Source organism: candidate division WOR-3 bacterium, assembly GCA_029858255.1.
Classification (GTDB): Bacteria; Hydrothermota; Tepidihabitantia; order SM23-42; family SM23-42; genus SM23-42.
Genome location: JAOUFJ010000027.1, coordinates 13173 through 35511 on the forward strand (window position 1 = coordinate 13173; position 22339 = coordinate 35511).

Annotated in this window: 25 protein-coding genes; 17 read left to right on the forward strand and 8 right to left on the reverse strand. The window is 45.1% G+C overall.

Features of this window, described 5'->3' with window-relative positions:
• Window positions 1-11: 11 nt before the first annotated feature.
• From OEV79_10040 to OEV79_10065, 6 genes are read left to right on the forward strand one after another with little or no spacing between them, the layout of a single operon-like run.
• The gene (locus OEV79_10040) at window positions 12-737 is read left to right on the forward strand and encodes a purine-nucleoside phosphorylase (protein ID MDH4211770.1); all 726 of its coding nucleotides are present in this window, start codon (window positions 12-14) and stop codon (window positions 735-737) included.
• Between the two features lie 17 nt (window positions 738-754).
• Entirely contained in the window at window positions 755-934 is a 180-nt protein-coding gene (locus tag OEV79_10045) for a rubredoxin (protein ID MDH4211771.1), read from the forward strand.
• Between the two features lie 54 nt (window positions 935-988).
• Entirely contained in the window at window positions 989-1426 is a 438-nt protein-coding gene (locus tag OEV79_10050) for a PTS sugar transporter subunit IIA (GenBank protein MDH4211772.1), read from the forward strand.
• Window positions 1423-1770, forward strand: coding sequence for a VanZ family protein (locus OEV79_10055; GenBank protein ID MDH4211773.1), 348 nt, complete (start codon window positions 1423-1425; stop codon window positions 1768-1770). The genes OEV79_10050 and OEV79_10055 overlap by 4 nt, the downstream gene beginning before the upstream one ends.
• Complete coding sequence (gene hisS, locus OEV79_10060) at window positions 1754-2998, forward strand: histidine--tRNA ligase (protein MDH4211774.1); 1245 nt, start codon at window positions 1754-1756, stop codon at window positions 2996-2998. Before OEV79_10055 ends, hisS begins: the two co-directional genes overlap by 17 nt.
• A 5-nt stretch (window positions 2999-3003) precedes the next feature.
• Window positions 3004-3936 (forward strand): hypothetical protein, encoded by a 933-nt coding sequence (locus OEV79_10065; GenBank protein ID MDH4211775.1) that lies wholly within the window; start codon window positions 3004-3006, stop codon window positions 3934-3936.
• Window positions 3937-4048: 112 nt separating this feature from the next.
• Here the strand turns inward: OEV79_10065 and OEV79_10070 are convergent, their stop codons facing one another.
• Together OEV79_10070 and OEV79_10075 are read right to left on the reverse strand one after the other, a co-directional pair.
• A complete protein-coding gene (locus tag OEV79_10070) occupies window positions 4049-4456 on the reverse strand; it encodes a hypothetical protein (GenBank protein ID MDH4211776.1) in 408 nt (135 codons plus the stop codon).
• Window positions 4457-5429: 973 nt separating this feature from the next.
• On the reverse strand, window positions 5430-5732 hold the full coding sequence (locus OEV79_10075) for a hypothetical protein (GenBank protein ID MDH4211777.1): 303 nt from the start codon (window positions 5730-5732) through the stop codon (window positions 5430-5432).
• Between the two features lie 115 nt (window positions 5733-5847).
• Between OEV79_10075 and OEV79_10080 the strand changes: the two genes are divergently transcribed.
• Complete coding sequence (locus OEV79_10080; GenBank protein MDH4211778.1) at window positions 5848-6195, forward strand: hypothetical protein; 348 nt, start codon at window positions 5848-5850, stop codon at window positions 6193-6195.
• A gap of 505 nt (window positions 6196-6700) precedes the next feature.
• On the opposite strand, the gene OEV79_10085 is transcribed toward OEV79_10080, so the two are convergent.
• Window positions 6701-7453: a slipin family protein gene (locus OEV79_10085; GenBank protein MDH4211779.1), complete on the reverse strand. Its 753-nt coding sequence runs from the start codon at window positions 7451-7453 to the stop codon at window positions 6701-6703.
• Between the two features lie 342 nt (window positions 7454-7795).
• A complete protein-coding gene (locus OEV79_10090; protein ID MDH4211780.1) occupies window positions 7796-8224 on the reverse strand; it encodes a PEGA domain-containing protein in 429 nt (142 codons plus the stop codon).
• 130 nt (window positions 8225-8354) lie between these two features.
• Here OEV79_10090 and OEV79_10095 point away from each other — a divergent pair, with 130 nt between their 5' ends.
• The 4 genes from OEV79_10095 to OEV79_10110 all read left to right on the forward strand — a co-directional run bounded on the left by OEV79_10095 (window position 8355) and on the right by OEV79_10110 (window position 12060).
• On the forward strand, window positions 8355-8657 hold the full coding sequence (locus OEV79_10095; GenBank protein ID MDH4211781.1) for a hypothetical protein: 303 nt from the start codon (window positions 8355-8357) through the stop codon (window positions 8655-8657).
• Window positions 8658-9067: 410 nt separating this feature from the next.
• On the forward strand, window positions 9068-10585 hold the full coding sequence (locus tag OEV79_10100) for a T9SS type A sorting domain-containing protein (GenBank protein MDH4211782.1): 1518 nt from the start codon (window positions 9068-9070) through the stop codon (window positions 10583-10585).
• Window positions 10586-10622: 37 nt separating this feature from the next.
• A complete protein-coding gene (locus OEV79_10105; GenBank protein MDH4211783.1) occupies window positions 10623-11336 on the forward strand; it encodes a radical SAM protein in 714 nt (237 codons plus the stop codon).
• Window positions 11337-11469: 133 nt separating this feature from the next.
• Window positions 11470-12060, forward strand: coding sequence for a flavodoxin family protein (locus tag OEV79_10110; protein MDH4211784.1), 591 nt, complete (start codon window positions 11470-11472; stop codon window positions 12058-12060).
• Window positions 12061-12156: 96 nt separating this feature from the next.
• Here the strand turns inward: OEV79_10110 and OEV79_10115 are convergent, their stop codons facing one another.
• From OEV79_10115 to OEV79_10125, 3 genes are all read right to left on the reverse strand, one after another.
• Window positions 12157-12567 (reverse strand): flavodoxin family protein, encoded by a 411-nt coding sequence (locus tag OEV79_10115; protein ID MDH4211785.1) that lies wholly within the window; start codon window positions 12565-12567, stop codon window positions 12157-12159.
• Window positions 12568-12648: 81 nt separating this feature from the next.
• Entirely contained in the window at window positions 12649-13251 is a 603-nt protein-coding gene (locus tag OEV79_10120) for a hypothetical protein (GenBank protein ID MDH4211786.1), read from the reverse strand.
• A 116-nt stretch (window positions 13252-13367) separates the two neighbouring features.
• On the reverse strand, window positions 13368-15236 hold the full coding sequence (locus OEV79_10125) for a glycosyltransferase family 39 protein (protein ID MDH4211787.1): 1869 nt from the start codon (window positions 15234-15236) through the stop codon (window positions 13368-13370).
• A 126-nt stretch (window positions 15237-15362) separates the two neighbouring features.
• Here OEV79_10125 and OEV79_10130 point away from each other — a divergent pair, with 126 nt between their 5' ends.
• The 6 genes from OEV79_10130 to OEV79_10155 all read left to right on the forward strand — a co-directional run bounded on the left by OEV79_10130 (window position 15363) and on the right by OEV79_10155 (window position 21306).
• Window positions 15363-15584, forward strand: coding sequence for a DUF2007 domain-containing protein (locus tag OEV79_10130; GenBank protein ID MDH4211788.1), 222 nt, complete (start codon window positions 15363-15365; stop codon window positions 15582-15584).
• The gene (locus OEV79_10135; GenBank protein ID MDH4211789.1) at window positions 15571-16608 is read left to right on the forward strand and encodes a nitronate monooxygenase family protein; all 1038 of its coding nucleotides are present in this window, start codon (window positions 15571-15573) and stop codon (window positions 16606-16608) included. The genes OEV79_10130 and OEV79_10135 overlap by 14 nt, the downstream gene beginning before the upstream one ends.
• An 83-nt stretch (window positions 16609-16691) precedes the next feature.
• A complete protein-coding gene (locus tag OEV79_10140) occupies window positions 16692-18266 on the forward strand; it encodes a PQQ-binding-like beta-propeller repeat protein (GenBank protein ID MDH4211790.1) in 1575 nt (524 codons plus the stop codon).
• The gene (locus OEV79_10145) at window positions 18267-18866 is read left to right on the forward strand and encodes a cation diffusion facilitator family transporter (protein ID MDH4211791.1); all 600 of its coding nucleotides are present in this window, start codon (window positions 18267-18269) and stop codon (window positions 18864-18866) included.
• 254 nt (window positions 18867-19120) lie between these two features.
• Window positions 19121-20107 (forward strand): NAD-dependent epimerase/dehydratase family protein, encoded by a 987-nt coding sequence (locus tag OEV79_10150; protein ID MDH4211792.1) that lies wholly within the window; start codon window positions 19121-19123, stop codon window positions 20105-20107.
• Window positions 20083-21306, forward strand: a complete 1224-nt coding sequence (locus OEV79_10155; GenBank protein ID MDH4211793.1) for a winged helix DNA-binding domain-containing protein — start codon at window positions 20083-20085, stop codon at window positions 21304-21306. Before OEV79_10150 ends, OEV79_10155 begins: the two co-directional genes overlap by 25 nt.
• 430 nt (window positions 21307-21736) lie before the next feature.
• On the opposite strand, the gene OEV79_10160 is transcribed toward OEV79_10155, so the two are convergent.
• On the reverse strand, window positions 21737-21949 hold the full coding sequence (locus OEV79_10160; protein MDH4211794.1) for a zinc ribbon domain-containing protein: 213 nt from the start codon (window positions 21947-21949) through the stop codon (window positions 21737-21739).
• Window positions 21950-22339: the final 390 nt, after the last annotated feature.

A 22339-nucleotide genomic window follows, 5' to 3' on the forward strand; every position in this document is an offset into this window, starting at 1 on the left:
GAGGAGGTTGAATGCCGATACACCTGAGAGCAAACAAGGAGGATTATGCACCAACTACACTGTTGGTCGGTGATCCTGCAAGGTCGGTGAGGATTAGCCAGTTTCTAAAAGATTCTAAGATGGTTAACAAAAACCGGGGCTTATTGGGATATACAGGTACATATAAAGATCAGAATATAAGTGTGCAGACTACAGGGATAGGTTGTCCTTCGGCAGCGATAGTCGTTGAAGAACTCATCCAGCTGGACGTGAAGACCTTGATCAGAATAGGTACATGCGGTGGTATCGGCGCACAAATCAAGCCGCTCGATATGATCGCCGCAGTTGCAGCATCGCCCTTTGATGGAGCCACGCGTACTTATCTCAACGGTGAACCCCATGCCCCGTATGCTACGTATGAAATACTACACGCTGCAAGTAACGTCGCAAAGGATAAAAATATTGACCTTATCTTTGGCGGTGTGGCGAGTGTTGATGTTTTCTACAATCCGTTTCCTGATTATGTTGAGAAGCTAAGGGGGAAAGGCATAATTGCGGTGGAAATGGAAACGAGTTTGATATATTATCTGGCAAATAGAAGTGGTTTGAATGCGGCTTCATTCCTGCTCGTCTCTGATATCGTGGGCGGGGGAGAGGAATTCACAAAGTTCGTTTCTGACCAAGAACTGGCAAAAGCCATGGATGGACTTATCACATTGGTTCTTGACGTCAGTTCAAAAATAAGCGGCAGTTCGTAAGATCGCAGGAGGAAATCATGCAAAAGTGGCGCTGCTCTATTTGTGATTATGTGTACACATCACGAAAGGGTGATCCGGAATCAGGCATCAAACCGGGAACTCGTTTTGAAGACCTGCCTGAGTACTGGGGTTGTCCTGATTGCGGTGCATCGAAACAGAATTTCGAGCTTGTAGTGGACGACGGATTTGATTATTGATTCCTGCCATGGGTTAATTGTTGACTAAACATCTAAAGTAGAGATAATTTACTCATGCTGTCTGAATACCTTGAACCTGGAAAGATACTACTAAATGCTGAAGGCAACAGTTATCGAGAATTATTGTCGATGATGCTCGACAGGAGCAGTGTAACCGATATTCCCGGTACCGTTGACAAGATCCTCGAACGAGAGAAAATTATGCCGACTGCTTTAGGAAAGGGCATATTTCTTCCGCGTATTGTTGTCGATGACATAAAGCGAACCGAGGTGCTCGTCACACTGAACCATGGCGGTTTGGTGTTCGATGATTATGGCACTGGTGTCGCAAACGTTATAATGCTGTTTTTGTTTTCAAAGAATGATGACTACATAGCCCTTCTTGCTCAGAGTCTGCGTTTATTGAATGATGACTCCTTGCGTTCTGACCTCCTTCACTGCAGAAAAGCGGACGATGTGATCAAAACAGTGAATGATTGGGAAAAAGAGTGAAAAGGAGTGTACGTTGGATATTTCTTGTTTTATGGATATTGACGATCTTCGTGCTGACCGGATATCCCAAATTCAATGTGCCCAAGGTAAAGGACCTTCCTGTGGACAAACTCTATCATTTTGTGGTTTTTTTCATCATGGGGCTGATCGCGGCGCGGTTGATGAAGGTTAGAAGTTTTTTCGTACTTGGTTTGTTGGTGGTTCTTTTTGCCGAGTGCCAACAACTAATCATTCCCGGGCGCGATTTTGAAGTAACTGATATGCTGGCTGGTGTGCTCGCGCTAATTGTGAGTTACCTGATTTTCAAACAGAAAAAGGCGGGGAGTTATGTATCAGAAGCCTAAAGGAACCAGGGATCTTTTTGGGCAGGAACTACGCAGGCTCGAGGCAATGAATGCTGCAGCAAGAGATTTTTTTGGTCGAAACGGCTATGAGGAAATGAGGACGCCTTCTTTTGAATTCGCTGCTCTTTTTGACCGTTCGATCGGGTCAACCACTGATATCGTGGAACATGAGATCTATCAGTTTGAGGTGAACAAGAAAGTATATGCTTTAAGACCCGAAGGCACGGCATCTGTGCTCAGAGCATTTATCGAGAACAAAATCACGTTACCTGCACGATTCTTCTATATCTGTTCAATGTATCGCCGGGAAAGGCCGCAGAAAGGCAGGTACCGTGAGTTTGAGCAGATCGGCATAGAGTTATTGGGGGAGAGCAAACCATTCTTCGATGCCGAGATAATCGACCAAGGCAAGCGGTATCTGGATTTGATCGGTGCGAGGGACTATATGATCGAGCTCAACTCAATTGGCTGTCCGGATTGCCGTGATAAATACCGGGAGAAATTGAAAGAGGTCTTACAGCCATATCTGGGAGATTTGTGTGACGATTGCCGCAGACGTTTTGAGAGGAATTTCCTGCGTATTTTTGATTGCAAGAAGGAAACCTGTCAGGGCGTGTATAACAAGGTGCCGAAGATTACGGACAATCTCTGCGCAGATTGTGCAGAACACTATGCAAAAGTGAAGGAATACTTGGGCAAATTTAGCATTCAATATACCGAGAACAAGAAGCTGGTGCGGGGACTCGATTATTACACCAGAACCGTTTTCGAATTCAAACATTGCGGACTGGGCGCGCAAGATACGATCATAGCCGGTGGACGTTACGACCTGCTCATGAGAGAACTGGGTGGCCCAGATACCCCTTGCACTGGTTGGGCAATGGGTCCGGAACGCCTGCTGATTACCATGCCTGAGGACCTGCCCGTGTTAGACAAGAAAGAGACTTTTTTCATTGCTGGTATGGGAGAGAGGTATGTTACTGACATTATTGCTCTTCGCGGTCAGATACAGGATCATGGTCATATATGCCTCGTCGGTGATCCGGGTGAAGCGATAAAAACACAGGTCAGGAAGGCTGATAAATCCGGGGCGACGTATACCGTCATCTATGGGGAAGATGAAGAGAAAAATGGTTATTACACTGTGAAGAATATGCAGTCCGGCGAACAGCGGAAAATCCCAATGAATGAATTCAGTTCCTTTATCAGGCAAACCAAAGGTAGTTAGAGAATATGGCGATTTCTTTTCTACAGGACTTAGAGAGTATTTTTGAATTCTTGCTTCGACGAAGCGACGCCAAGACCACGATAACTACTCTCTACGATGAGATCAAAGAGATGACCGAGGAACAAATCACACAGCGTGATGTCGAAAACTTCGTCGCTTACTTCGAAGTTATCCTCTCTGCTCCAAAGGTTCCGAAAAAAGTAAGATTCAACCGTGAGCTTGTAAAAGCGTTCATAGGCCGCACATACACAGGCATGCATAACTCTGCTCTCGAGAATAGGGTCGATAGTGTTTATGATTATCTCCAAAGCGAGATTGAAGATAATACCGAGATCACACACGAAGGGTTGAAGAAGATCCTTGCTGATTTGAACGAATCGAAGAAGCCGTCGCTGGAAAAGATCATGGCCCGGGCGAGAATCGCCACAATATTGAAATGGTTGCAGGGCCCGCTGAAGGAACAGTTGTCTTTAGAATTACAGGACAATGTGGTATTTCTGGCGACCGTCTATGGCCAGCACAAGAAAAATATCGCGATCAATGTTGACTGGCAGACTTATAAGGTGACAAAAGAGGACATGGAAATACTCGATAGTGAATACCGGATGCTTGAGATCGCTATCATCGAGGCCTTTGAAGATATCAAAGCTGCTCGCGAGAAATTGACCGAATCGAGCACATACCAGGATCAATTTCAAATCGTATTGACCAGCTTTGACAATCTGGTGATGTTCGAAGAATCCGGTATACTGGATTCATTCGATTCATTCAAGGACAAACTTATCATATCGATCACGCTGATATACCTCCAAGACGAATATGTGAAGAAAGACCCCGAACTGAAGAAGTTGATCCAGTTATTTGTTTCCATGTATGTAAAATTCAGGGATGCGCATTACGGAACAGACTCGAAAATAGAGACTGCCGGATACCAGTAGACTACTAAATCTCAGAAGACGTAACATTTAATTTGCATGGATTCGATGAGCCGTCGAGAGTCAAGTTCTATTCAAAAAGGGGAGAGGTCGTGGTCAAACTTCCCCTATGTTCTTATCGGGCGATTGGCGGTTTATTCATCTTCTTGCCGATAATCCCAGCTAGTATCAGTGCCCAGAATCCAGCAATATAACACAGCAACAATCCCAGGGTGCCCACGTAGATTACTCCTGCAACCGCGCCCAAATGGCCTAAAACGATTGTAAGGAGGCCTCCCAATGCAACATAGCCTCTATTTGGTCTTTTATACAGTGGTACAACGGCAAATACTATTAGAATTCCGAGAATTATGGCTGCAATGCCGGCAATGATGCCCACGTGACCCATATTACCACCGGGATATGGGTAGTAATAAAGGGCACCAATGCTCATACCAAGGCCTGCATTGACGACCCCGCTGGCAATGATCAAATAGCCGCCAATCAAAGCGAGTTTCTTCGGCATACGTAGGTTCTGTTCCATTTCTGACTCCTCTCATGAGTAATACGCAGGAATGACTCGGAGGTCGCACATGCCAACCAATTTCTCTATTACAGTGTATATATTTAACATCAAGAATATATCATAACCCACTATATTGTGTGATTTATCGCATTTAGCTTATGCGATGATTTAATATAAATATAGTCACTCATAATCTTCATTGCACAGGTCAGGGCTGGGTAGGAGGATGATTGCCATATATGATATCGTGACAGCTTGAAACGGCATACTCATTGCGAGAGTCCCGTTTCTTTATGTCATTTGAATATGGTGCAGGACGACGAGGCAATCTCACCGGTGAATCAAGGGTCTGATGATACGAATAGAATTGACCTGGTCGTTGAACGTGTCGTCGCGAGAAGAAATAAGACCGGGCAGAGGCAAGTCAGAGAATTAGGTATCAGTCAACAATGCATTTAGTATCGCCGATCTGGTGTCACTTTGACTTCAGTGCACAATACGGCAAGACAGTCTCTAGTTAACGTACGATGGCTGGAAGAGGGGTACTTAGCTGCGAGTTGACTTAGATTTCTGTAATTCTCTTGTGTCTGATAATATATATTACGTAAACTAATAAATTGATAGATATGACGCGTGGAAGCACTGACATCCCTAGCTTCCTCCTCTCGCCAATACGCTTGTCCTGATGCCGTATACCGAATCAACCACATCCAACCAATTATGCATACGTATTCTGATCGTTTAAATATTCCTCTTCGCCATTGTCCATATTTGATTGAAAACAGCAACAACCCGGTTAACTAACCCACACTATCTCCCGGCACCTCCTCCTGCATACATTTACACGGACGCTCGCTGACTATTTTACCGCACGACGTACAGACGCTTCGCACCATCTTACCACACTTCGCGCAGTAGACCAACTTGATATGGCTATGATCAGCTCCACAATGCGGGCATGACATAGTTCTCCTCCTTTGTCGCAGACCTGCTATGGATGAGTCGAGGCGTTCTTCTTGTATGCGTATACGTTCAGTGCTTTTTGATCGACAATGCCACGAGGATCTCCATCTGTACCCAGGCGTGTGATAAAATACTGTTTGACGTTCTTTGCATCTTCCATGCATGCTGCTGTTAGGTATACATAGCGGTCTAGGTCCAGGTTCACTCCGCGGGCAATTAACTCTTCCTCTGGCTGCTCTGCAAGACCAACATACCAGAAAGGGTAGTTCCCGCCATGTTGCTCGATGTAGTTCTTTATTTCAACAACGATCTTAATATCGCTCTCAGCCATCTTGGCTGCCTCCCTTTTTGCATAATGGAATCTACAGTGAAATTAACAGAAATTTTTTAGAGTATAATCCCTGCAGCCTCTACGTCAAGCTTTTTCAGCGTATACGGCGGAAAGCATGAATGTGCTGTCAACTGCGAGCGGCCATCTAGCTGTCTCACCCCTCTTCCATCGTCAATATTCGCTTGACAGAGAGATCGTTTTCAGTAGAATAAAGGCATGTAGGGAGGCAGAATTGGCATTCGATGTATTAAGCAACGGTAAAGTAAGAACCTTAATTACACAAAATATCTGTCCGTATTGTGGAAAAAGAACCGCTGTAAATCTTGGGGATGCAGTCGTCATGAACCTTGCGACGCGGGCAATGGAGGAAGGTGAATTGGTTTGTTACCACTGCAAGAATCCTGATTGTGAACACATGAATTACTATGTCAGAAAGGCGGATTTAAAAAACTGCATGCAGTGATTACGCTCTGCCAATAGAAAGACGTATCAGATAGCCATACTAGTACCCTACGACATTGTCAATGTCTGCTTGACACTCTATGCATGGCAAATTAATTGACCAATTTATGACAAGGATAAGTGCACTGGCGGTGTTAACGATGTTTACCATCCAAACGATCATAACGATATTATCGATCTAAACGCTCTTTGTATCCAGAATCGAGCGCGAATTTTGTACAAATCTCTGATTTGTATACAAAATTCAGTGTCCCTACATCCCGAAGGGATGAGGGGAATCCAGTATCAAGGATCAAAGTAGTGAAAGAGGCATGAATATCACTGGCTGGATTGTTCGGATATCGGTTTTGTTATGTATTCGGGATTGTACTGCTTGCGTAACGGGTTATAGCTTGCATCCGTTATTTCGAAAAAACCTGCGCGCAGGCTAGCAATATTTAGGCTTTCTTCTAATGACTATGCAATCACGTCGAAGTGATCTAAGTCTTTTTGTTGATATACCGCGGTCACTTTTCTTTGTCAAACTTCTTGATGAATGGTGTGAAGAGATCAATCGGCACGGGGAAGATTGTCGTGGAGTTCTTCTCGGTGGCCACTTTGGATAGTGTTTGGAGAAAACGGAGTTGAATGCCGACCGGTGTCTCACCGATAATCTTGGCCGCCCGGTTAATTTTGTCTGCGGCCTGAAATTCTCCTTCGGCATGTATCACCTTGGCTCTCCGTTCTCTTTCTGCTTCGGCTTGGCGAGCGATCGCCCTCTGCATGTCCTGAGGTATGTCGACATGTTTGATTTCGACCGTGGAAACCTTGATACCCCAGGGGTCGGTTTGCTGGTCGATTATCTTCTGTAGCCGGAGGTTGATTTTTTCCCGTTGCCCGAGTATCTCATCGAGTTCATATTCACCCAGCACGCTGCGCAGCGTCGTTTGCGCCAGCTGGCTTGTAGCATAGAGAAAATCTTCGACTTCGAGTATTGCCTTGGCCGGATCGAACACGCGGAAATAACCAACTGCATTCACCTTGATCGAGATATTATCCTTAGTGATGACATCCTGAGGTGGTACATCCATCGTGATCACGCGGAGTGCGACCTTAGTCATTTTGTCAATACCGGGAAAGAGGATGAATATGCCCGGGCCCTTGACCTTGATGAATCGGCCGAGTCGGAACACAATTGCTCGTTCATATTCCTTTAAAACCTTGATAGAACTCAGAATAATCAAAATAATCACTACGATTAGAATAGTGGTGACCCCCATGGGGACCTCCTTTTGGTATATTCTATGTAAAGTCCTGAGAAAGTCAAGACTCTGCAAAGACGTGCGATTTTTCCCGAATACAACCGGGAAATTGACATTTTCTCAATTCTGGCTAAATTAAACCATGATTCTATTATCGTTCTGAATCTTTTCGTTTTTTATACAGTCATACGTTACAAAGCAAATAGATTTGCCAAGAAGTTGTTTGGCAAGTAAAACAAATGATGGCAAGCTGGTTTGTTCGAGAGATCTGTCTGCGTTTCTAACTCGCTATCCCCTCCCCCTATTTCTAACTTCGAAACCCAATGAAGACCACACCTAACGCACCTATTATCATCTTTTCTACTGTTGCTCCTCCAACACAGCATTCACCGCAGCTTGATCGAGTTCGTACCATGAACCTGTTGCGGCATCAACTATAATAGGAACAAGACCAAATAGGACATCGAGAACGATCCAACCGACACCGACATGATTTGTTATTGTATAGGTCTTAGGGTCATAGCCATCTTTCTTGAATTCAATCGTATAGGTTCTTTTGGACTCCAACTTCAGGTTTATTGGTGTAGTGCCCATCAGGCTGCCGTTAACATAGACTTGCTCGCCAACAGGGTCGGAGTTGAAGTCAACATTGTTGTGGGCACCCTTGAAAATTGTGGCACATCCTCCGAGTATGTGTACACCGATTATCACAACAACCATCACCGTGCTTAATGCAACCATTTTCTTTAATTGTGCAATCTGTGTCAAGTCTTGTTCCGCCTTATTCATGCGCTCTTCTCCCCTACTTAATTGCTATACTCATATCCTCTGTTAACAATCAAAAAAAAACATCCCCATGACATTCGTTAAATTCTAAGTAAATTATTATTGTGTAAAGACGATGCACGGAGGTCGTTGTATGGCCAAGACAGAAAGCGATATTATAGAATATATCAAGAACTACATTGACGGGTATGGCGGAGATTATCCATCCTGGTATGTCGGCATTGCCGAAAACCCGAGGGAAAGGCTTATCAAAGGGCACAGATTGGATATCAATAATGACCTGTGGATATTCAGCACCGCAGAGAGTGCTCATGCTGCAAGGAGGATCGAGCGGCACTTCGCTGATATTTTAAAAACAGACGGCGGCATGGGTGGCGGTGCTGATACCGATTGCTGCGTATATGTCTATAAGAAAAATCCCCACACTGACCCCTAGTAACTCGCATAGCGAATAGTCATATTCATTCGGAACTTGCCCTGCGAAAGGATGTTCTCTTGATTGCCAACAATAATTGTTATGCGCGCCCAAGAGATTATAATCCACTAACACCAAAAACGCTCTCGATGCGTTCTTTGCGTCACTTGCTCGAACTGTAATCAGTTTCTAACGAAATTAACGAGAATAACGGACTAAACGTAACTAACGTCTATTTATCGCTGTAATCTTTGTGTTTATCATTGTCCCGCGACTGTGGGATACTCGATTGTCCTTTGCTCTGGCGATAATAATGAAAATTGGCATAATCGATCTAATCTGATCTGCGGAGCAGATTAGATGTGACATATCTTGTGAGTGCTATGTAATAGCCACGGCTATAATGTTCCAGTAGAAAAAAGGAGAACAATATGATACGTAAACGGTTATTTGTTTTGCGAATGATAGTAGTCTTGTGCCTGGGTTTTGTGCTGGCTTTTGCGCAATATCCGGACACGCTTTGGTCTAGGATACACAGCATATCCCCTGCTGGAGATATCGATGACGGGAAGTGCATTCGACAGACGATCGATGGTGGCTATATCATCACAGGTGCGTGTGTACCCAATGGTATGGTTTCTGCTGCTGATGTGCTGCTTTTGAAAACGGATTCACTGGGCCAAATACAATGGGTGAATAGTTTTGGAATAGAGTTCATGGACGAAGGGCTTTCAGTCGAACAGACATTCGATGGCGGGTATGTTATTGGTGGCCGCGCATTGTTCATCACCGGGCCCAATCCCAATTCTGACAACCAGAGTGACATATGGCTTATCAAGACAGATTCGAACGGCGATACGATCTGGACACAAACCTATGGTGGTTCTGGACACGACTATTGTACCTGGGTCGAGCAGACACCTGATTCAGGTTATATTATGGCTGGAACGATGAATTCCGGACGATCCTATCCCCCGACCTGTTTCCTTGAATACACCCAATCAGCCACAGAATGTGCATTTCTCATGAAGACCAACCCTATTGGTGAGCTCGTTTGGACCAAAACTTACGCGACAGGCAGTTATGGAAATTGTGCGCGGCAGACTGCCGACGGTGGCTTTATACTGGCGGGAATCCGTGTTTCTAATGATCAACCTGATATTTACCTTGTCAGAACGGACTCGGTTGGTGACACGATTTGGACAAAAACTATTGGCACTGTCGATTCCCTTGAATTTAGCAAGACGATTCAGATTCTGTCGGATGGATATGTGATAGGCGGTCATATCGGTCCGATGCCGCTGGCTGGTGTTGACGGCTTTGTTGTCAGGACCGACCTGTCCGGTAATGTTCTTTGGACGAATAGTTACGGCGACTCTCTCAGTGATGTAATCAATGCAATTGAAGTGGCTTCAGATGGCAGTCTCTTTCTATTCGGGAATACTAATTGCATGTTTCACATTCACAATGGTAATATGTGGATATTCGGCACGGATGCATACGGTACTCTGTTATGGGAGAGAACCTATGATTTTGCTTTGAACGATTATTGCTGGAGCTGTACAAAGACTTCTGATGGCTGCTATGCAGTGTCGGGTCTACTTGGCTATATGCTAGGCGGTGACCTCTGGCTGGCAAAGATCGGGATGGAACCGGGTGTGACAGAAAGTTCTCAACCGCAGGTTGGTTACCGTATGGTTACGAACACTCCCAATCCGTTCAGCAATACAACGAAGATTTCCTACGTGGTATCGCAGTCGGGTTTCCTGTCAATAGAAGTTTATGATGTACTCGGTAGAAAAATCCAAACACTGGTCAGCAGGTCTCAAGAACCAGGTGAATATTCAGTGCATTTTGATGCCACTAATATCCCGGGTGGCGTATATTTCTGCAAGTTACGCGTCGGCGACGGCGTCGTCGCAACGCATAAAATGCTGTTGCTCCGCTGAAAAATATCAATAAAATAACTGGACGAAAGGAGATACAATGCCATATAAATTTGTGAAAGATGTAACTGACCTCCGCGGTCTGAAAGATGTGTTGGGCATTGATTTCAGTCCCAAGAAAACATGCACATTTGACTGCATAAACTGCGGTTTAGGAAGAACTAATATCCTGACTGATAAAAGAGACGAGTTCCATCCTCCTAATGATGTATTCAATGAAATCAAGTCATATATAGACGAAAAGAGTGCGCCGCAGCACATTATGCTGACCGGCAGCGGAGAACCGACCCTCTATGCGGGATTCGGCAGACTTGTTGAGATGATAAAAGGCGAATTCCCTGACATTAAAACCATGGTCTTCAGCAACTTCTCTTTACTTTACAGAGAAGAAGTTCGAAAAGAAGTTGTACTATGTGATATTGTCTGGGGTAATTTCAACACGGTGATTGATGAAGAATTTAGAAAGATATATCGCCCCCACAAGTCCGTAACCATCCAAGACGTGATGGACGGGTTAAAGCAATTCAAGGCCGAGTACGATGGTATTTTTGAAGCGGAGACGAGATTTCTCAGTGGAATAAACGATAATGAAAAGAACGTTGACGGACTCAAGGAGTACATGACTGATATCAATCCACACAAATATCATATATTCGACGCCAAGTATGGAGGGCAGTCGTTATCTCCGGAGTTTGTTGAAACGCTTAGGAAGAAATTTGAAGACCTTCCTTTCCCGGTTGCATACAACGTCTAAAGCGATGATAGCATGTACTTACGTACCCATCTCTTCCCCATCCACCGGTTGGCATACAAACAAGGTTAATAAATATGGATAACATGAAGATATATGTTGACTAATCATATGATGGCGTTATAGTTGATGTAGCATGGCAAAGAAGAAGTATATATTAGGTATTGTCGGAAGCCCCCGAATAAACGGGAACACTGATTTCCTGGTGACCTCAATACTCGATGCAGCAGCAGAGGAAGGCTGTAGAGTTGAAAAGATAAACCTTAACAAGAGCAGAATAAATCCATGCCAGGCATGTGATCACTGTAAAACTCACGTAAGGTGCATACAGAAAGACGATATGCAGATGCTTAATAGAAAACTTCGTAAAGCAGATGGCATTGTGCTCGGAACGCCGGCGTATTTTTGGCAGGAAACCGCACAGACAAAGATTTTCATCGATCGTCTTTACGCCTTCTACGACAAGGATTTCAAACTGCGCATAAGGGGCAAAAAACGTGGAGCCGTCGTTTTTATCTGGGGCGAATCAGGCAGATCGGCGGCGCGAACTCTTAAGCCTGTTGTCAAATATCTTGAGAAGATATTGACCAGAGTGCTGAAAGCGGATTTAGTTGGCAGAATCGTTGCTGGAGGGATTCCCGAGAGTTGCGACGCTTCGGCCAGTATAAAATTGATTCGAAATGCAGAGGCAATTGGGAAAAAAATGGCTCGTTCTCTACACAAGTAGCATATGTCAGCTGCGGCATGTCTGCAAGTTAGATGGATGATTACACAGTGTTCTTCAGGTCGTGATTTTTTTGTTTAGGACACTCACCCTCAGGGTTTAGGATTCAAACTTTTTCATTACTCTTTTTGCGAAACTACTCGCCCGATTCAGTCGTATAACATTAATATTCCCCTGACAATTGAAAAAGCCAACAAGTTCTGCTTCCTGTGCTACCTTTTTGCATTTTGCCAACCACTTCTGAAGACCTTTTGAATCTTCACGCGTCGAATGCGTAACGAATAGGGCGATTTTCTTGCCCTGAGCGTGTTTCTCCAGGAAATTCTTTGCAGGCTTGGCAGGTCCACCGTAATGAAGCGGGAAACCGACGAATACTAAATCATAGCCTTCGAGACTGTCTATTTCTTTTACCTCTTTTAGGTGTTTCTTCGTTTTTATCACCTGGAAAATGGCTTGAGCAATTTTCTTCGTATTCCCAGTTTGAGAATAATATACTACTATGACTCTCATTGTCTACCTGCTTATCTGTTGAAGCATTGTAGAATGGTGAATCTCGCCCTTAGCAGTGCGTCACATTTCACCATGTGCTCTTCACTGAATAGTTACGCTTTCAAGTTCTAATGAAAGCGTAACTGTGGTATCTGCGTAGGCGTCTATCGCGTACCCCTTAACTTCGCCAATACCGTTGGCTAGATATACAAAAATGGTATCGTCTTCACCGATGTACGCGATTTCCCAACAGTCATTATACGTGCCTGCTGGCACAGATATGTCGATACTGCCCAATACGACGGCAGTCTCCGCTGAGTTCACGATCCATGTACGGCCATTTTCTATGGGGAATTCCAGATAAGTATCCGGTAACGTGTCGTCAAGGGTTTCATAGAGGTATACGGCAGTATCGGTTCCACGGATGTAGAATGTATCGTTACCAGAATATCCATTAAGGGTAATTGCAGTAGCAAATTCGAATACACTCATACCTCCTGCAAGTTGTGTTGTACCGACAATACGATCCTGACTATCGCCTGTAAAGGTATATGACGTATCAGGTATGTCTACGGTCATCGTGACTTCGTAGTTCCACTCATTCCCTATACTAAGCGGGTAGTAGTTTTCTTCTTCCTCTCCCCCACAGTTGATCAGGAATATCGCAATGGAGGTCAGGAGTATGAAGATAAATAACTTTCTCATCTTACCTCCCCACAAAGTATTTACTGATGTAAAGCATACCTGCGTGACAATCATTGTCAAGTCGCACAAATTGCACTTGATTGTCGCTGGAATGTACTTCGCCGGTCAGCGTGTTTTTATTCTGTTTTTGGTTTGAACCCGGCCTGGAGTAAATGATATTTCGCTTTTTCTCGATTACCTAGTTTCGAATACAGTCTGGCAATATTATAGTGGATGTTCGCCACAGTCTCGGGATCTGGGAGATTTTGCAGGGATCTTTCCAGGTATTCAATGGCCAATTGCGGCTGATTGTTATACGCATAATACATTCCCGTGTAGTAATTGACCTCTGAGTCAAGAGAATCAAGGGCAACAGCGCCGGTCAGGTATATCTTCGCGCTATCCATAATTCCAGATTGAAGATGTATTATTCCAAGTTTGCACATTGCATCGATGGTAACACTGGATTCGAGAGACCGCATAAACAATTTTTTCGCGTCATCCGTCCTCTCCATCAACAAATAGGTGTTGCCGAGTGCGTTCATTGCATCAGTACTCTGGAAGTTAAGTAAGAGCGCTTTTTTGTATTCTTCAGATGCCTCGATGAAATCGCCAGCCGCGAAATAACGATTTCCCAGACTTACATGCACTCTGGTGTAATCCACAATGTGCGTGCCGTAGAGGTCTGTATTGAAGAAAATTGTCATCACTGCTATTGCACCAATTGACAGCACGATCTTCTTGATTTGTATCTTCCTGATATTGCGAATGAACCAGAATATCGTAACGGCGGAAAATATTAACAGAAATGGTACCAGAGGTACACGGTACCGTTCTGTTACAAAAAATAGAACGATGGAGAATCCGTAAAACAGCAAGAAAAGCAGCGTCAATCTAGTGATCTTTTTGCCAAACGAACAAATAAAGCCCCAGATTGCCAACGCCAGTATCAAACCGAAATTGAAGAACGGAATCCTGAGCAGGAAAGAATAATCTTTCAACGTCTGAATAAATTGGTTATTTGAGAGTTCAAAGGAATTGCATAGCAAGTACGTTTTTTTTACCATTAATCCTAGCCACGCGATAGGTTGTGCAAATACGTACTCGATACCGCGTCCGAACCAATAATTAGATACCTGCGAAGGCAGTAGTTGGTGTCCACGTGCTCGTTCGGCAATGAGTATGGCATCCCTGTAACCGCCCCACCAGGTTGCATCGATCTCCGGTGAAGTCGCTGACCATCCGTTGGACAATGGATTATTGCCGAGAAAGAAATTTATACCACCATTCCATGCGACCACTACAAAGTCATTACCCGCTACGATGTTGATGAGCATTACTATAAGCAGAAGCGGTAGTAAGCCAGCGAGCATCAGCCAAATAGGCTTCATGCGTTCTTTTAAAGGCAATTTCTTTAAGTGCCAGAAAATGAATACCACAAAAGCCGGTATGATTATCAGAAAATTTGGTCTCGTTACCGATGCTAACCCCCAGAATATGCCGGCTAATATCAGATGCAGATTTATTTTGGTTTTGATCCATTTTGCAGTATAGAAGAAGGCAAGCAGGCAGAAAAAGACCTCTAAATTGGTCGTCAAAAGCATGGTATCAAAATACAAGAACATGCCATACATACATCCCAATAATGCGGCGAGGATGCCGACCTTTCGAGAAAAGAGCATGCTACCTAAGAGATAAATGATAACGCAGGAAAGCGCACCGATGATGGTGCCGATTAGTCTCGATATATAATATCCGTGACCAAAAACAGCATAGGTCAACCCGAGGAAATAGGGATACGCAGGAGCACGATAGAATGGAGCTCTCCCGAAGATATTGCCTTCCGCTATTTCCTGTCCCCACTCGTCATGATATTTCTCGTCCATTATGGGATCGTTGAAAAAGGGATTATTCTTGATTGATTCCAGATGTGCTATACGTATGCTGAAGGCAATTACAAAGATACCTATACATATCAACAAAGCCCTGCTACGCAATGGATTCACAAATTATTATATAAGCAGTAATTGCGATTGTCAAGCGGAGCACGTGCTGATTGAAAATTCAAAGAAAATGACCACCCGTCTCACTTGACTAGGATTCTTGAGCGTATATTATTATTGTAGGTGCATATGACCGAGGATATTGAGTTTATAGAAATCCTACAGACCACTGACCCGACCGAGATCGAGGTCATCAAAAGCATACTCAAGAACGCGGACATCAAGTATTATTTCAAGGGACAGGCATTAGGCAGGATATTCCCGACTATGAACAAACCCGTCCGCTTAATGGTTGAAAAAGAAAGATTTGAAGAGGCAAAGGAATTGTTGAAAGGTCATGGCACAGAATAGTTTCGTACTGCTCGATAAGGTCTGGCAGAAGGGCAAGGAATTTCTCGGTGTTAAAAAGCCAATAATTTCCGGTGGAATGACATGGCTCAGCGACCATAAACTGGCAAAGGCAGTCAGTGATTGCGGAGCGTTTCCGGTAATCGCAGCCGGTAACATGACTCCAGAAGAGCTGGAACATGAAATAGACGCATGTGTGAAGACCTTAAAGACCCCTTTTGCAGTCAATTTGATAACGATAGCACCCAATTACCGTGCACACTGTGACCTAATACTAAATAAGAACGTCCAATATGTCATATTTGCCGGTAGCTTCCCCCGCAAAATAGACATTCGAGAGATGAAAAAACAGGGCATAAAGACGCTGTCTTTTGCGTCTGAACGAACGATCGCCGCAAGGCAAATTGATTATGGTGTAGATGCATTGATCCTCGAGGGCAGTGAAGCCGGCGGCCACATCGGCTACGTGTCTCTGATAATCCTGCTGCAGCAGGTCCTGTTCCAATTCCGTGATTTTCCGATATTCGTGGCCGGTGGTCTTGCAGATGGTCGTCTCATGGCTTATTTGCTGCTTATGGGCGCTTATGGCTGCCAGTTTGGCTCGTTATTCGTCTGCAGCGATGAGTGCAATGCCCATCCCAAATTCAAGGAGGCGTTCATCCGCGCGCGGGCGCGGCAAGCGATGGCAACTCCGCAGTATGATTCGCGCCTACCAGTTGTTGCGGTCAGAGCGATCAAGAACCGGGCTACGGATGAATTCGGCAAATTGCAGTACAGTCTATTGCAGCAGCTGGAAAAAGGGGAAATCACCCGGGACAAGGCTCAATATGAAGTGGAGAAGTTCTGGGTGGGTAGTCTACGCAAAGCCGTGATCGATGGAGATGTTGATTTTGGTTCTCTGATGGCCGGTCAGAGCGTTGGTTTGATAAACGAGATAAAGCCTATTCGAGAAATAATCGAAAGGCTAATGCAGGATGCAGAGGGTGAACTGCAGAGGCTCGCTACTCTATTCGATAGATTCAAGTAAGAATAGTCAAATACCACGGAATATTTTTATACATGCTACTTGCTTCTTTTGTATGAACGATTATAATCGAATGGAGGAATATTATGAAGAACCATAAGTTACGTAAATTACACAGAATTTATCCATTGACGTTATGCCTTTTCATGTTAGTAAACCTGGTTGCAGCAGATGACTGGACCGTGGGTGTTGGCGGCAAACCAGCACGATACAGCCTTTCGAGCGAATACGGTCCTACCGCTCCAAACATTCTCTGGCAGGGAGGTTTATTTGCAGTTATCGCGCAGCAAACAGTGATCGAAGGTAATGTTGTTGTTATGCCGCGGATCCAGAACCTCAGTGACGTTTTGCACGGCACGCTCATAGTCGCTCACGACCTGCAGACCGGAGATACGCTCTGGACCGTTGATTTGCCGGTTGATTTTCCTTATACTGACTGGAGAAATCGGGTTTCTGCGATGCGCGATGGCAGGGTATATGCGACGCGTGCCGGCAATACCAATGCCTCATACATGTATGCCCTGGATACTACAGATGGATCGATCATCTGGCGTTCAGACAGCCTGGTTGATGAAAGCACGACTGAAGGTGTTTCTTTCGCGGAGAACGGTGATTTGATCGTCGGTAACTTCAGCAGCGTCATGCGCATAAATGCTGCTGACGGCACGACAATGTGGAAGACGACACGATACAGTCCCACATCAGGTGGCAGTCAGGCCGCAGTTAGTGGCTATTCAGTCTATGCGTGGGAGGCAAGTGGCTATGGACCGAAGATCTCGGTCTTTGACATCACTACCGGTGGTTTTCTTTACTCAAGCTACGCCATCGGCGGTGGGTTGGCACAACAGGTCTCGCCATTCGTTGGACCAAACGGCCTTGTGTATGCAACCCGAACCCAGAATAATCCGGTGACCGATTCACTCGTTGCCTTTGTTGACATTGACACCGCGCTTGAGAAGATATGGAGCGTACCCCTCGGATACGTACCATTTGCATCCTTTGGCGTAGGACCCGATGGTAGTGTTTACAGTTATTCTACAAACGGCGAGGTGATACGCATCGATCCAACCGGTGCCGTAATCGATACTTCTCAACAAATACTGCTTGACTACCCTGCGCAACCACGAATGGCGATCGGCGCTGATGGGATAATATATGTCACAAATGGCGGTTTTGCCAATGGCGCATTGTATTCCCTTAATCCTAACCTAACCTTGCGCTGGTCTGTGCCGATCGTGAATGTCAATGTCGGCGGTCCGGCAATCGGCAACGGCGGTATCCTGATCGTATGCGGCATTGGCACAGACGTGAGAGCATACGAAGGTGGAACCGGAATTGCAGAGTATGAAGGAGGGAATCTGCAGCACGATTATCTCGAGGTCTCCCCCAATCCTTTTAGGTACTCAGTGACAATTAGATGGTCCATAGTTGCTGATGGGAGTGCAGATAGTGATCACCGCACACAGACATTGCGCGTTTACGATGCAAGCGGTCGGGCAGTAAGGGACCTTTTCGGGCAGATATCTGTCATCGGTCATCAAATATCAGTGCAGTGGGACGGCTGTGACGATCGTGGTATGCCTCTCCCTTATGGCGTCTACTTTATCAATCTCGAAGCAGGTGCTCATAGCGCGACTCAAAAAGTGCTCTTCGTAAAATAGATGAATACGTTATACAAAAGAGCCTTATTCTTAGAATATTTTACAGTAGGCTACAATTTACTTGAAGCCGTTGTATCGATACTTTTTGGCAGCATGGCCAATAGTATCGCCTTAATCGGTTTCGGTCTTGATAGTGTTGTTGAATCGCTGTCTGGCATGGTCCTTGTATGGCGCTTGCGCAAACACGACAAGATCTCGGCCGAGCAGGAGGAAAAGATAGAAAAAAGAGCGCAGATGTTCGTAGCGGCCACTTTTTTCATCCTTGCCGCTTATGTCTTGTATGAATCTTTGAATAAATTGATAAGTCAGGAGATACCAGAACCAAGTTTGCCTGGAATAATTATCGCGATCGTCTCGATAATTGTCATGCCACTGCTGATGGTACAGAAATACCGCATCGGCAAGCAGATCAATAGCAAAGCCCTGATCGCCGACTCCAAGGAAACTCTGGCGTGCGCGTTTCTGTCTGTGGCACTGTTTATCGGTTTAGGTTCTAATTACTTCTTCGGTTTTTGGCAAGCCGATCCCATCGTGGGGCTAGTTATTGTTGTCTTTTTGGTAAAAGAAGGAATAGAAAACTGGCAGGAATCTCGAGAATAACGTACCGCATCTGGTTGACACCACAGGTGAGTTAAATATACTGATAGCATCTTTGAAATTGTCATTGCGAGGGAGTGAAGCGACCGAAGCAATCTCTGGATTGTTTGAAATATCAGGAGATTGCCGCGTCCAGCACTTTTTTAGTTTATTTACATCGACAACGCGCTTTTTTTTGCACACATGTCGCACCTCTGGTATGATGGTGCTGCACTCGCAATGACCGATTAGAGAATTTGTGGAACCATAGGACAAACATGAAAATATTAGTCATTGGAGGTACAAGATTTGTGGGCCGGACATTGGTAGAGAATGCTACCAAACAAGGGCATGATCTTACGCTCTTCAATCGCGGCAAATCCAACCCAGACTTGTTCCCTGATGTTGAGAGAATAGCAGGTGATCGGGACAATGATCTGGAACTGCTAAAAGGCCGCAAATGGGATATCGTAGTAGATACATGCGGTTACGTACCACGTGTGGTCCGGAAGTCTGCAGAGATGCTGAAAGATGCAGTAGATAGGTATGTTTTCATCTCAACATTGAACGTCTATGCCGACTTCAGCAAACCTGGTACTGATGAGGAATCTCCATTAGGCAAGATAAAGGACGAGACAGTTGAGGAAGTGACCGGTGAAACCTACGGACCATTAAAGGTGTTGTGCGAGAATGTGATCAGACAAGTCTATCCTGACAGTTCAATTTTGCTAAGGTGTGGATTGATAGTTGGACCATACGATCCGACCGACCGTTTCACATACTGGCCAGTGCGCGTCCAAAGGGGAGGCGAAATCCTATGCCCCTCCCCCCCAGACATGCAGGTGCAGTTCATTGATGCACGAGACCTTGCGGATTTCATTCTGCATTTGTCAGAGAAACGTGGTTGCGGAGCGTACAACACAACTGGCCCGGCAGATAAATTTAGTATGCAGGAATTCCTCGGGATTTGCAGTACACAAACCGACAGCAAAGCATCTATGACCTGGGTCAGTGAAGGATTCATCACCAGCAACGAAGTCGGCCACATACCGATGTGGACGCCGACAGACTGGCGCGGCATATTTGAGGTAAATTGCATAAAGGCAATGGGTGCAGGCCTGAAATTCAGAAAATCAACTGAAACCATAACGGATACTCTTTCATGGCACGCCACTCGGCCGGTCGACTACGAGATGAAGGTCGGTCTGAAACCTGACAAAGAGAAAGAACTGCTTGCTAAATGGCACGGCGGCATAAAAAAGTAACACTGTCAAAAGAAAAAGCCCGCAATTTCTTTCTCAGCAGGCAGCTCTTAACAGGCAATAAATTCCCAAAAGGCAAAGTCGGTACCCAGCGAATAATAGAACATCTCGGGTATGTTCAAATAGATACGATTAATGTAGTAGAGCGCTCACATCATCTTGTACTACACACGCGCCAACCAGACTACAAACAGTCATTCCTCCATGACCTACAGGCAAAAGACCGGAAGATATTCGAATACTGGGCACATGCCGCATCCTATGTACCCATGAAAGATTACCGTTATTACCTACCAGCGATAAAGAGGAAACCCAAACCCGGTTCCTGGTTTGACCAATGGACAAAGAAAAATCCGAATCTGGTCAAACAAGTCAAGCGGCGGATAGAAAAAGAGGGCCCGTTGGCACCAAGTGACTTCGGTGATGTTGAAAACAGGAAACGCGGACCCTGGTGGGATTGGAAACCGGCAAAATCGGCACTCGAGGTTCTCTTCTGGAGAGGCGATTTGATGATCACGGAACGCCGTAATTTCCAACGCGTCTACGACCTGACCGAAAGGGTGTTGCCAAAACACGTGGATAATACAATGCCTACAGCACTGGAGGAGAAGGAGTTCTTCGTCCGCAGGGCGCTCAGTGCGCTCGGTATCGCGACGATCGGCGATATAAACAGGTACATCGGTATCAGCGGGAAACTAAATAAATGGCTGAGCAGCATGCATGAGAGGGGTGAAATAGATGAAATTGAAATCACCGGGTCAGGTAAACCTTATTATGTGCTGACAAGGGATTTAGAAAAAATAACGCACAAATCAGAGTCCATCGATGATCTTGTGCACCTCCTCTCCCCTTTTGACAACACAATCATCCTGCGTGACCGCACCCAGGCGCTGTTCGATTTCGATTATAGTCTTGAGTGCTACGTTCCAAAGCCAAAAAGGAAATACGGATATTTCAGTCTGCCGATCTTATGGCACAATCAACTCGTGGGCAGGGTCGACCCAAAGGCTGACCGTTCACGTAAAGTGCTGTTGATTCAAAACCTGCATATAGAAAAGTATATTGATGACCAGGATGTATTTTTCAAAGTCCTTGCCACTGCGATAAATGACTTCGCAAGATTTAATAAGTGTGAGCACGTTGAGATGAATACTAAAATACCATCCAGTATCAAACGCAAGATGTCATCACGGCTGTCATAGATGCAATGACATTTCGAATTTGGAAATGCGAATTGCGAATTTAACAAAAGACGTTAGTTTCGTTTGGTTCGTTAATTTCGTTATTCTCGCTAATTTCGTCAATCCCGCTGGAAACACTCAGAACATGGATACGATGTAGGAGGTGTATTCTCGATGCGTTCCTTACGTCACTTACTCGCCTGTCTCGAACACGGTGAGAGGAACAGTAACCACCTTATTCTTCGAGCATGTCGAGAAGATATATTAGGAAGTTCAACAAGGAGATTGCCGCGTCGCTTCACTCCTCGCAATGACAGACTTAGCATAGCGTGATGCGTCCGTCCTGGATTCCCCGGTTAAACCGGAGAATGACACCGGCAACTGTGGTTTCGTTACCGCTCAACTTTAGATGATGATTGCAGACGAATGCGATCTACGAACAACGAGTACGTTACTTGTGTGTTCCACAGGTGGTGCAACTCGAAGAACTGCAGGTATTACAGCCAGAGCTGCCTTTGGCTCCTTTGACCTGCACGGTGGTGAAAACCTGGCAGAGTGAGGAACTCTTGCACTCGGGGCACTTCACCTTGCTCTTTCCCGAAATGCTGGTGAATTCCTCGAATTCCTTTCCGCACTTCTTGCATTTGAACTCATAAGTTGGCATACACTATTATAATTCCAGGGAAGTGAAAGTCAAGACGACTTATACAAGAACGTTATTTTCGTTAATTTCGCTAATCTCGTTAGTCTCGCTAGTTTCGTTAATTTCGCCAATACCGCTACTTTCGTTGGTCTCGTTAATGTCGTTAGTATCGCTGAGAACTTGATACTCGATTCCTGATTCTTGCTGTTCCGGATTCGGAGATACTAGATATAACAAACGTTGATCGAAGGAAATCGTCCTACTTATTGATTCCCTTCCTTTGCGATAGGGGATCGACTCATTATTCATTCACCCCCACCTTTATCCTCCCCCATCAAGGGGAGGCAGGTTAGTAAATGATAGGGGATCTACTCACTATTCATTCACCTCCCTTTGATGGGAGGGGATCAT

Bases quoted from the DNA above. Each gene is read 5' to 3' on its own strand.
- OEV79_10105 (MDH4211783.1), top strand. From the start codon at position 10,623: ATGCCATATAAATTTGTGAAAGATGTAACTGACCTCCGCGGTCTGAAA.
- OEV79_10115 (MDH4211785.1), bottom strand. From the start codon at position 12,567: ATGAGAGTCATAGTAGTATATTATTCTCAAACTGGGAATACGAAGAAA.
- OEV79_10155 (MDH4211793.1), top strand. From the start codon at position 20,083: ATGGCACGGCGGCATAAAAAAGTAACACTGTCAAAAGAAAAAGCCCGC.
- hisS (MDH4211774.1), top strand. From the start codon at position 1,754: ATGTATCAGAAGCCTAAAGGAACCAGGGATCTTTTTGGGCAGGAACTA.
- OEV79_10080 (MDH4211778.1), top strand. From the start codon at position 5,848: ATGAATGTGCTGTCAACTGCGAGCGGCCATCTAGCTGTCTCACCCCTC.
- OEV79_10085 (MDH4211779.1), bottom strand. From the start codon at position 7,453: ATGGGGGTCACCACTATTCTAATCGTAGTGATTATTTTGATTATTCTG.
- OEV79_10065 (MDH4211775.1), top strand. From the start codon at position 3,004: ATGGCGATTTCTTTTCTACAGGACTTAGAGAGTATTTTTGAATTCTTG.
- OEV79_10140 (MDH4211790.1), top strand. From the start codon at position 16,692: ATGAAGAACCATAAGTTACGTAAATTACACAGAATTTATCCATTGACG.
- OEV79_10110 (MDH4211784.1), top strand. From the start codon at position 11,470: ATGGCAAAGAAGAAGTATATATTAGGTATTGTCGGAAGCCCCCGAATA.
- OEV79_10135 (MDH4211789.1), top strand. From the start codon at position 15,571: ATGGCACAGAATAGTTTCGTACTGCTCGATAAGGTCTGGCAGAAGGGC.
- OEV79_10160 (MDH4211794.1), bottom strand. From the start codon at position 21,949: ATGCCAACTTATGAGTTCAAATGCAAGAAGTGCGGAAAGGAATTCGAG.
- OEV79_10120 (MDH4211786.1), bottom strand. From the start codon at position 13,251: ATGAGAAAGTTATTTATCTTCATACTCCTGACCTCCATTGCGATATTC.
- OEV79_10130 (MDH4211788.1), top strand. From the start codon at position 15,363: ATGACCGAGGATATTGAGTTTATAGAAATCCTACAGACCACTGACCCG.
- OEV79_10090 (MDH4211780.1), bottom strand. From the start codon at position 8,224: ATGAATAAGGCGGAACAAGACTTGACACAGATTGCACAATTAAAGAAA.
- OEV79_10050 (MDH4211772.1), top strand. From the start codon at position 989: ATGCTGTCTGAATACCTTGAACCTGGAAAGATACTACTAAATGCTGAA.
- OEV79_10075 (MDH4211777.1), bottom strand. From the start codon at position 5,732: ATGGCTGAGAGCGATATTAAGATCGTTGTTGAAATAAAGAACTACATC.
- OEV79_10145 (MDH4211791.1), top strand. From the start codon at position 18,267: ATGAATACGTTATACAAAAGAGCCTTATTCTTAGAATATTTTACAGTA.
- OEV79_10095 (MDH4211781.1), top strand. From the start codon at position 8,355: ATGGCCAAGACAGAAAGCGATATTATAGAATATATCAAGAACTACATT.
- OEV79_10045 (MDH4211771.1), top strand. From the start codon at position 755: ATGCAAAAGTGGCGCTGCTCTATTTGTGATTATGTGTACACATCACGA.
- OEV79_10100 (MDH4211782.1), top strand. From the start codon at position 9,068: ATGATACGTAAACGGTTATTTGTTTTGCGAATGATAGTAGTCTTGTGC.
- OEV79_10070 (MDH4211776.1), bottom strand. From the start codon at position 4,456: ATGGAACAGAACCTACGTATGCCGAAGAAACTCGCTTTGATTGGCGGC.
- OEV79_10040 (MDH4211770.1), top strand. From the start codon at position 12: ATGCCGATACACCTGAGAGCAAACAAGGAGGATTATGCACCAACTACA.
- OEV79_10150 (MDH4211792.1), top strand. From the start codon at position 19,121: ATGAAAATATTAGTCATTGGAGGTACAAGATTTGTGGGCCGGACATTG.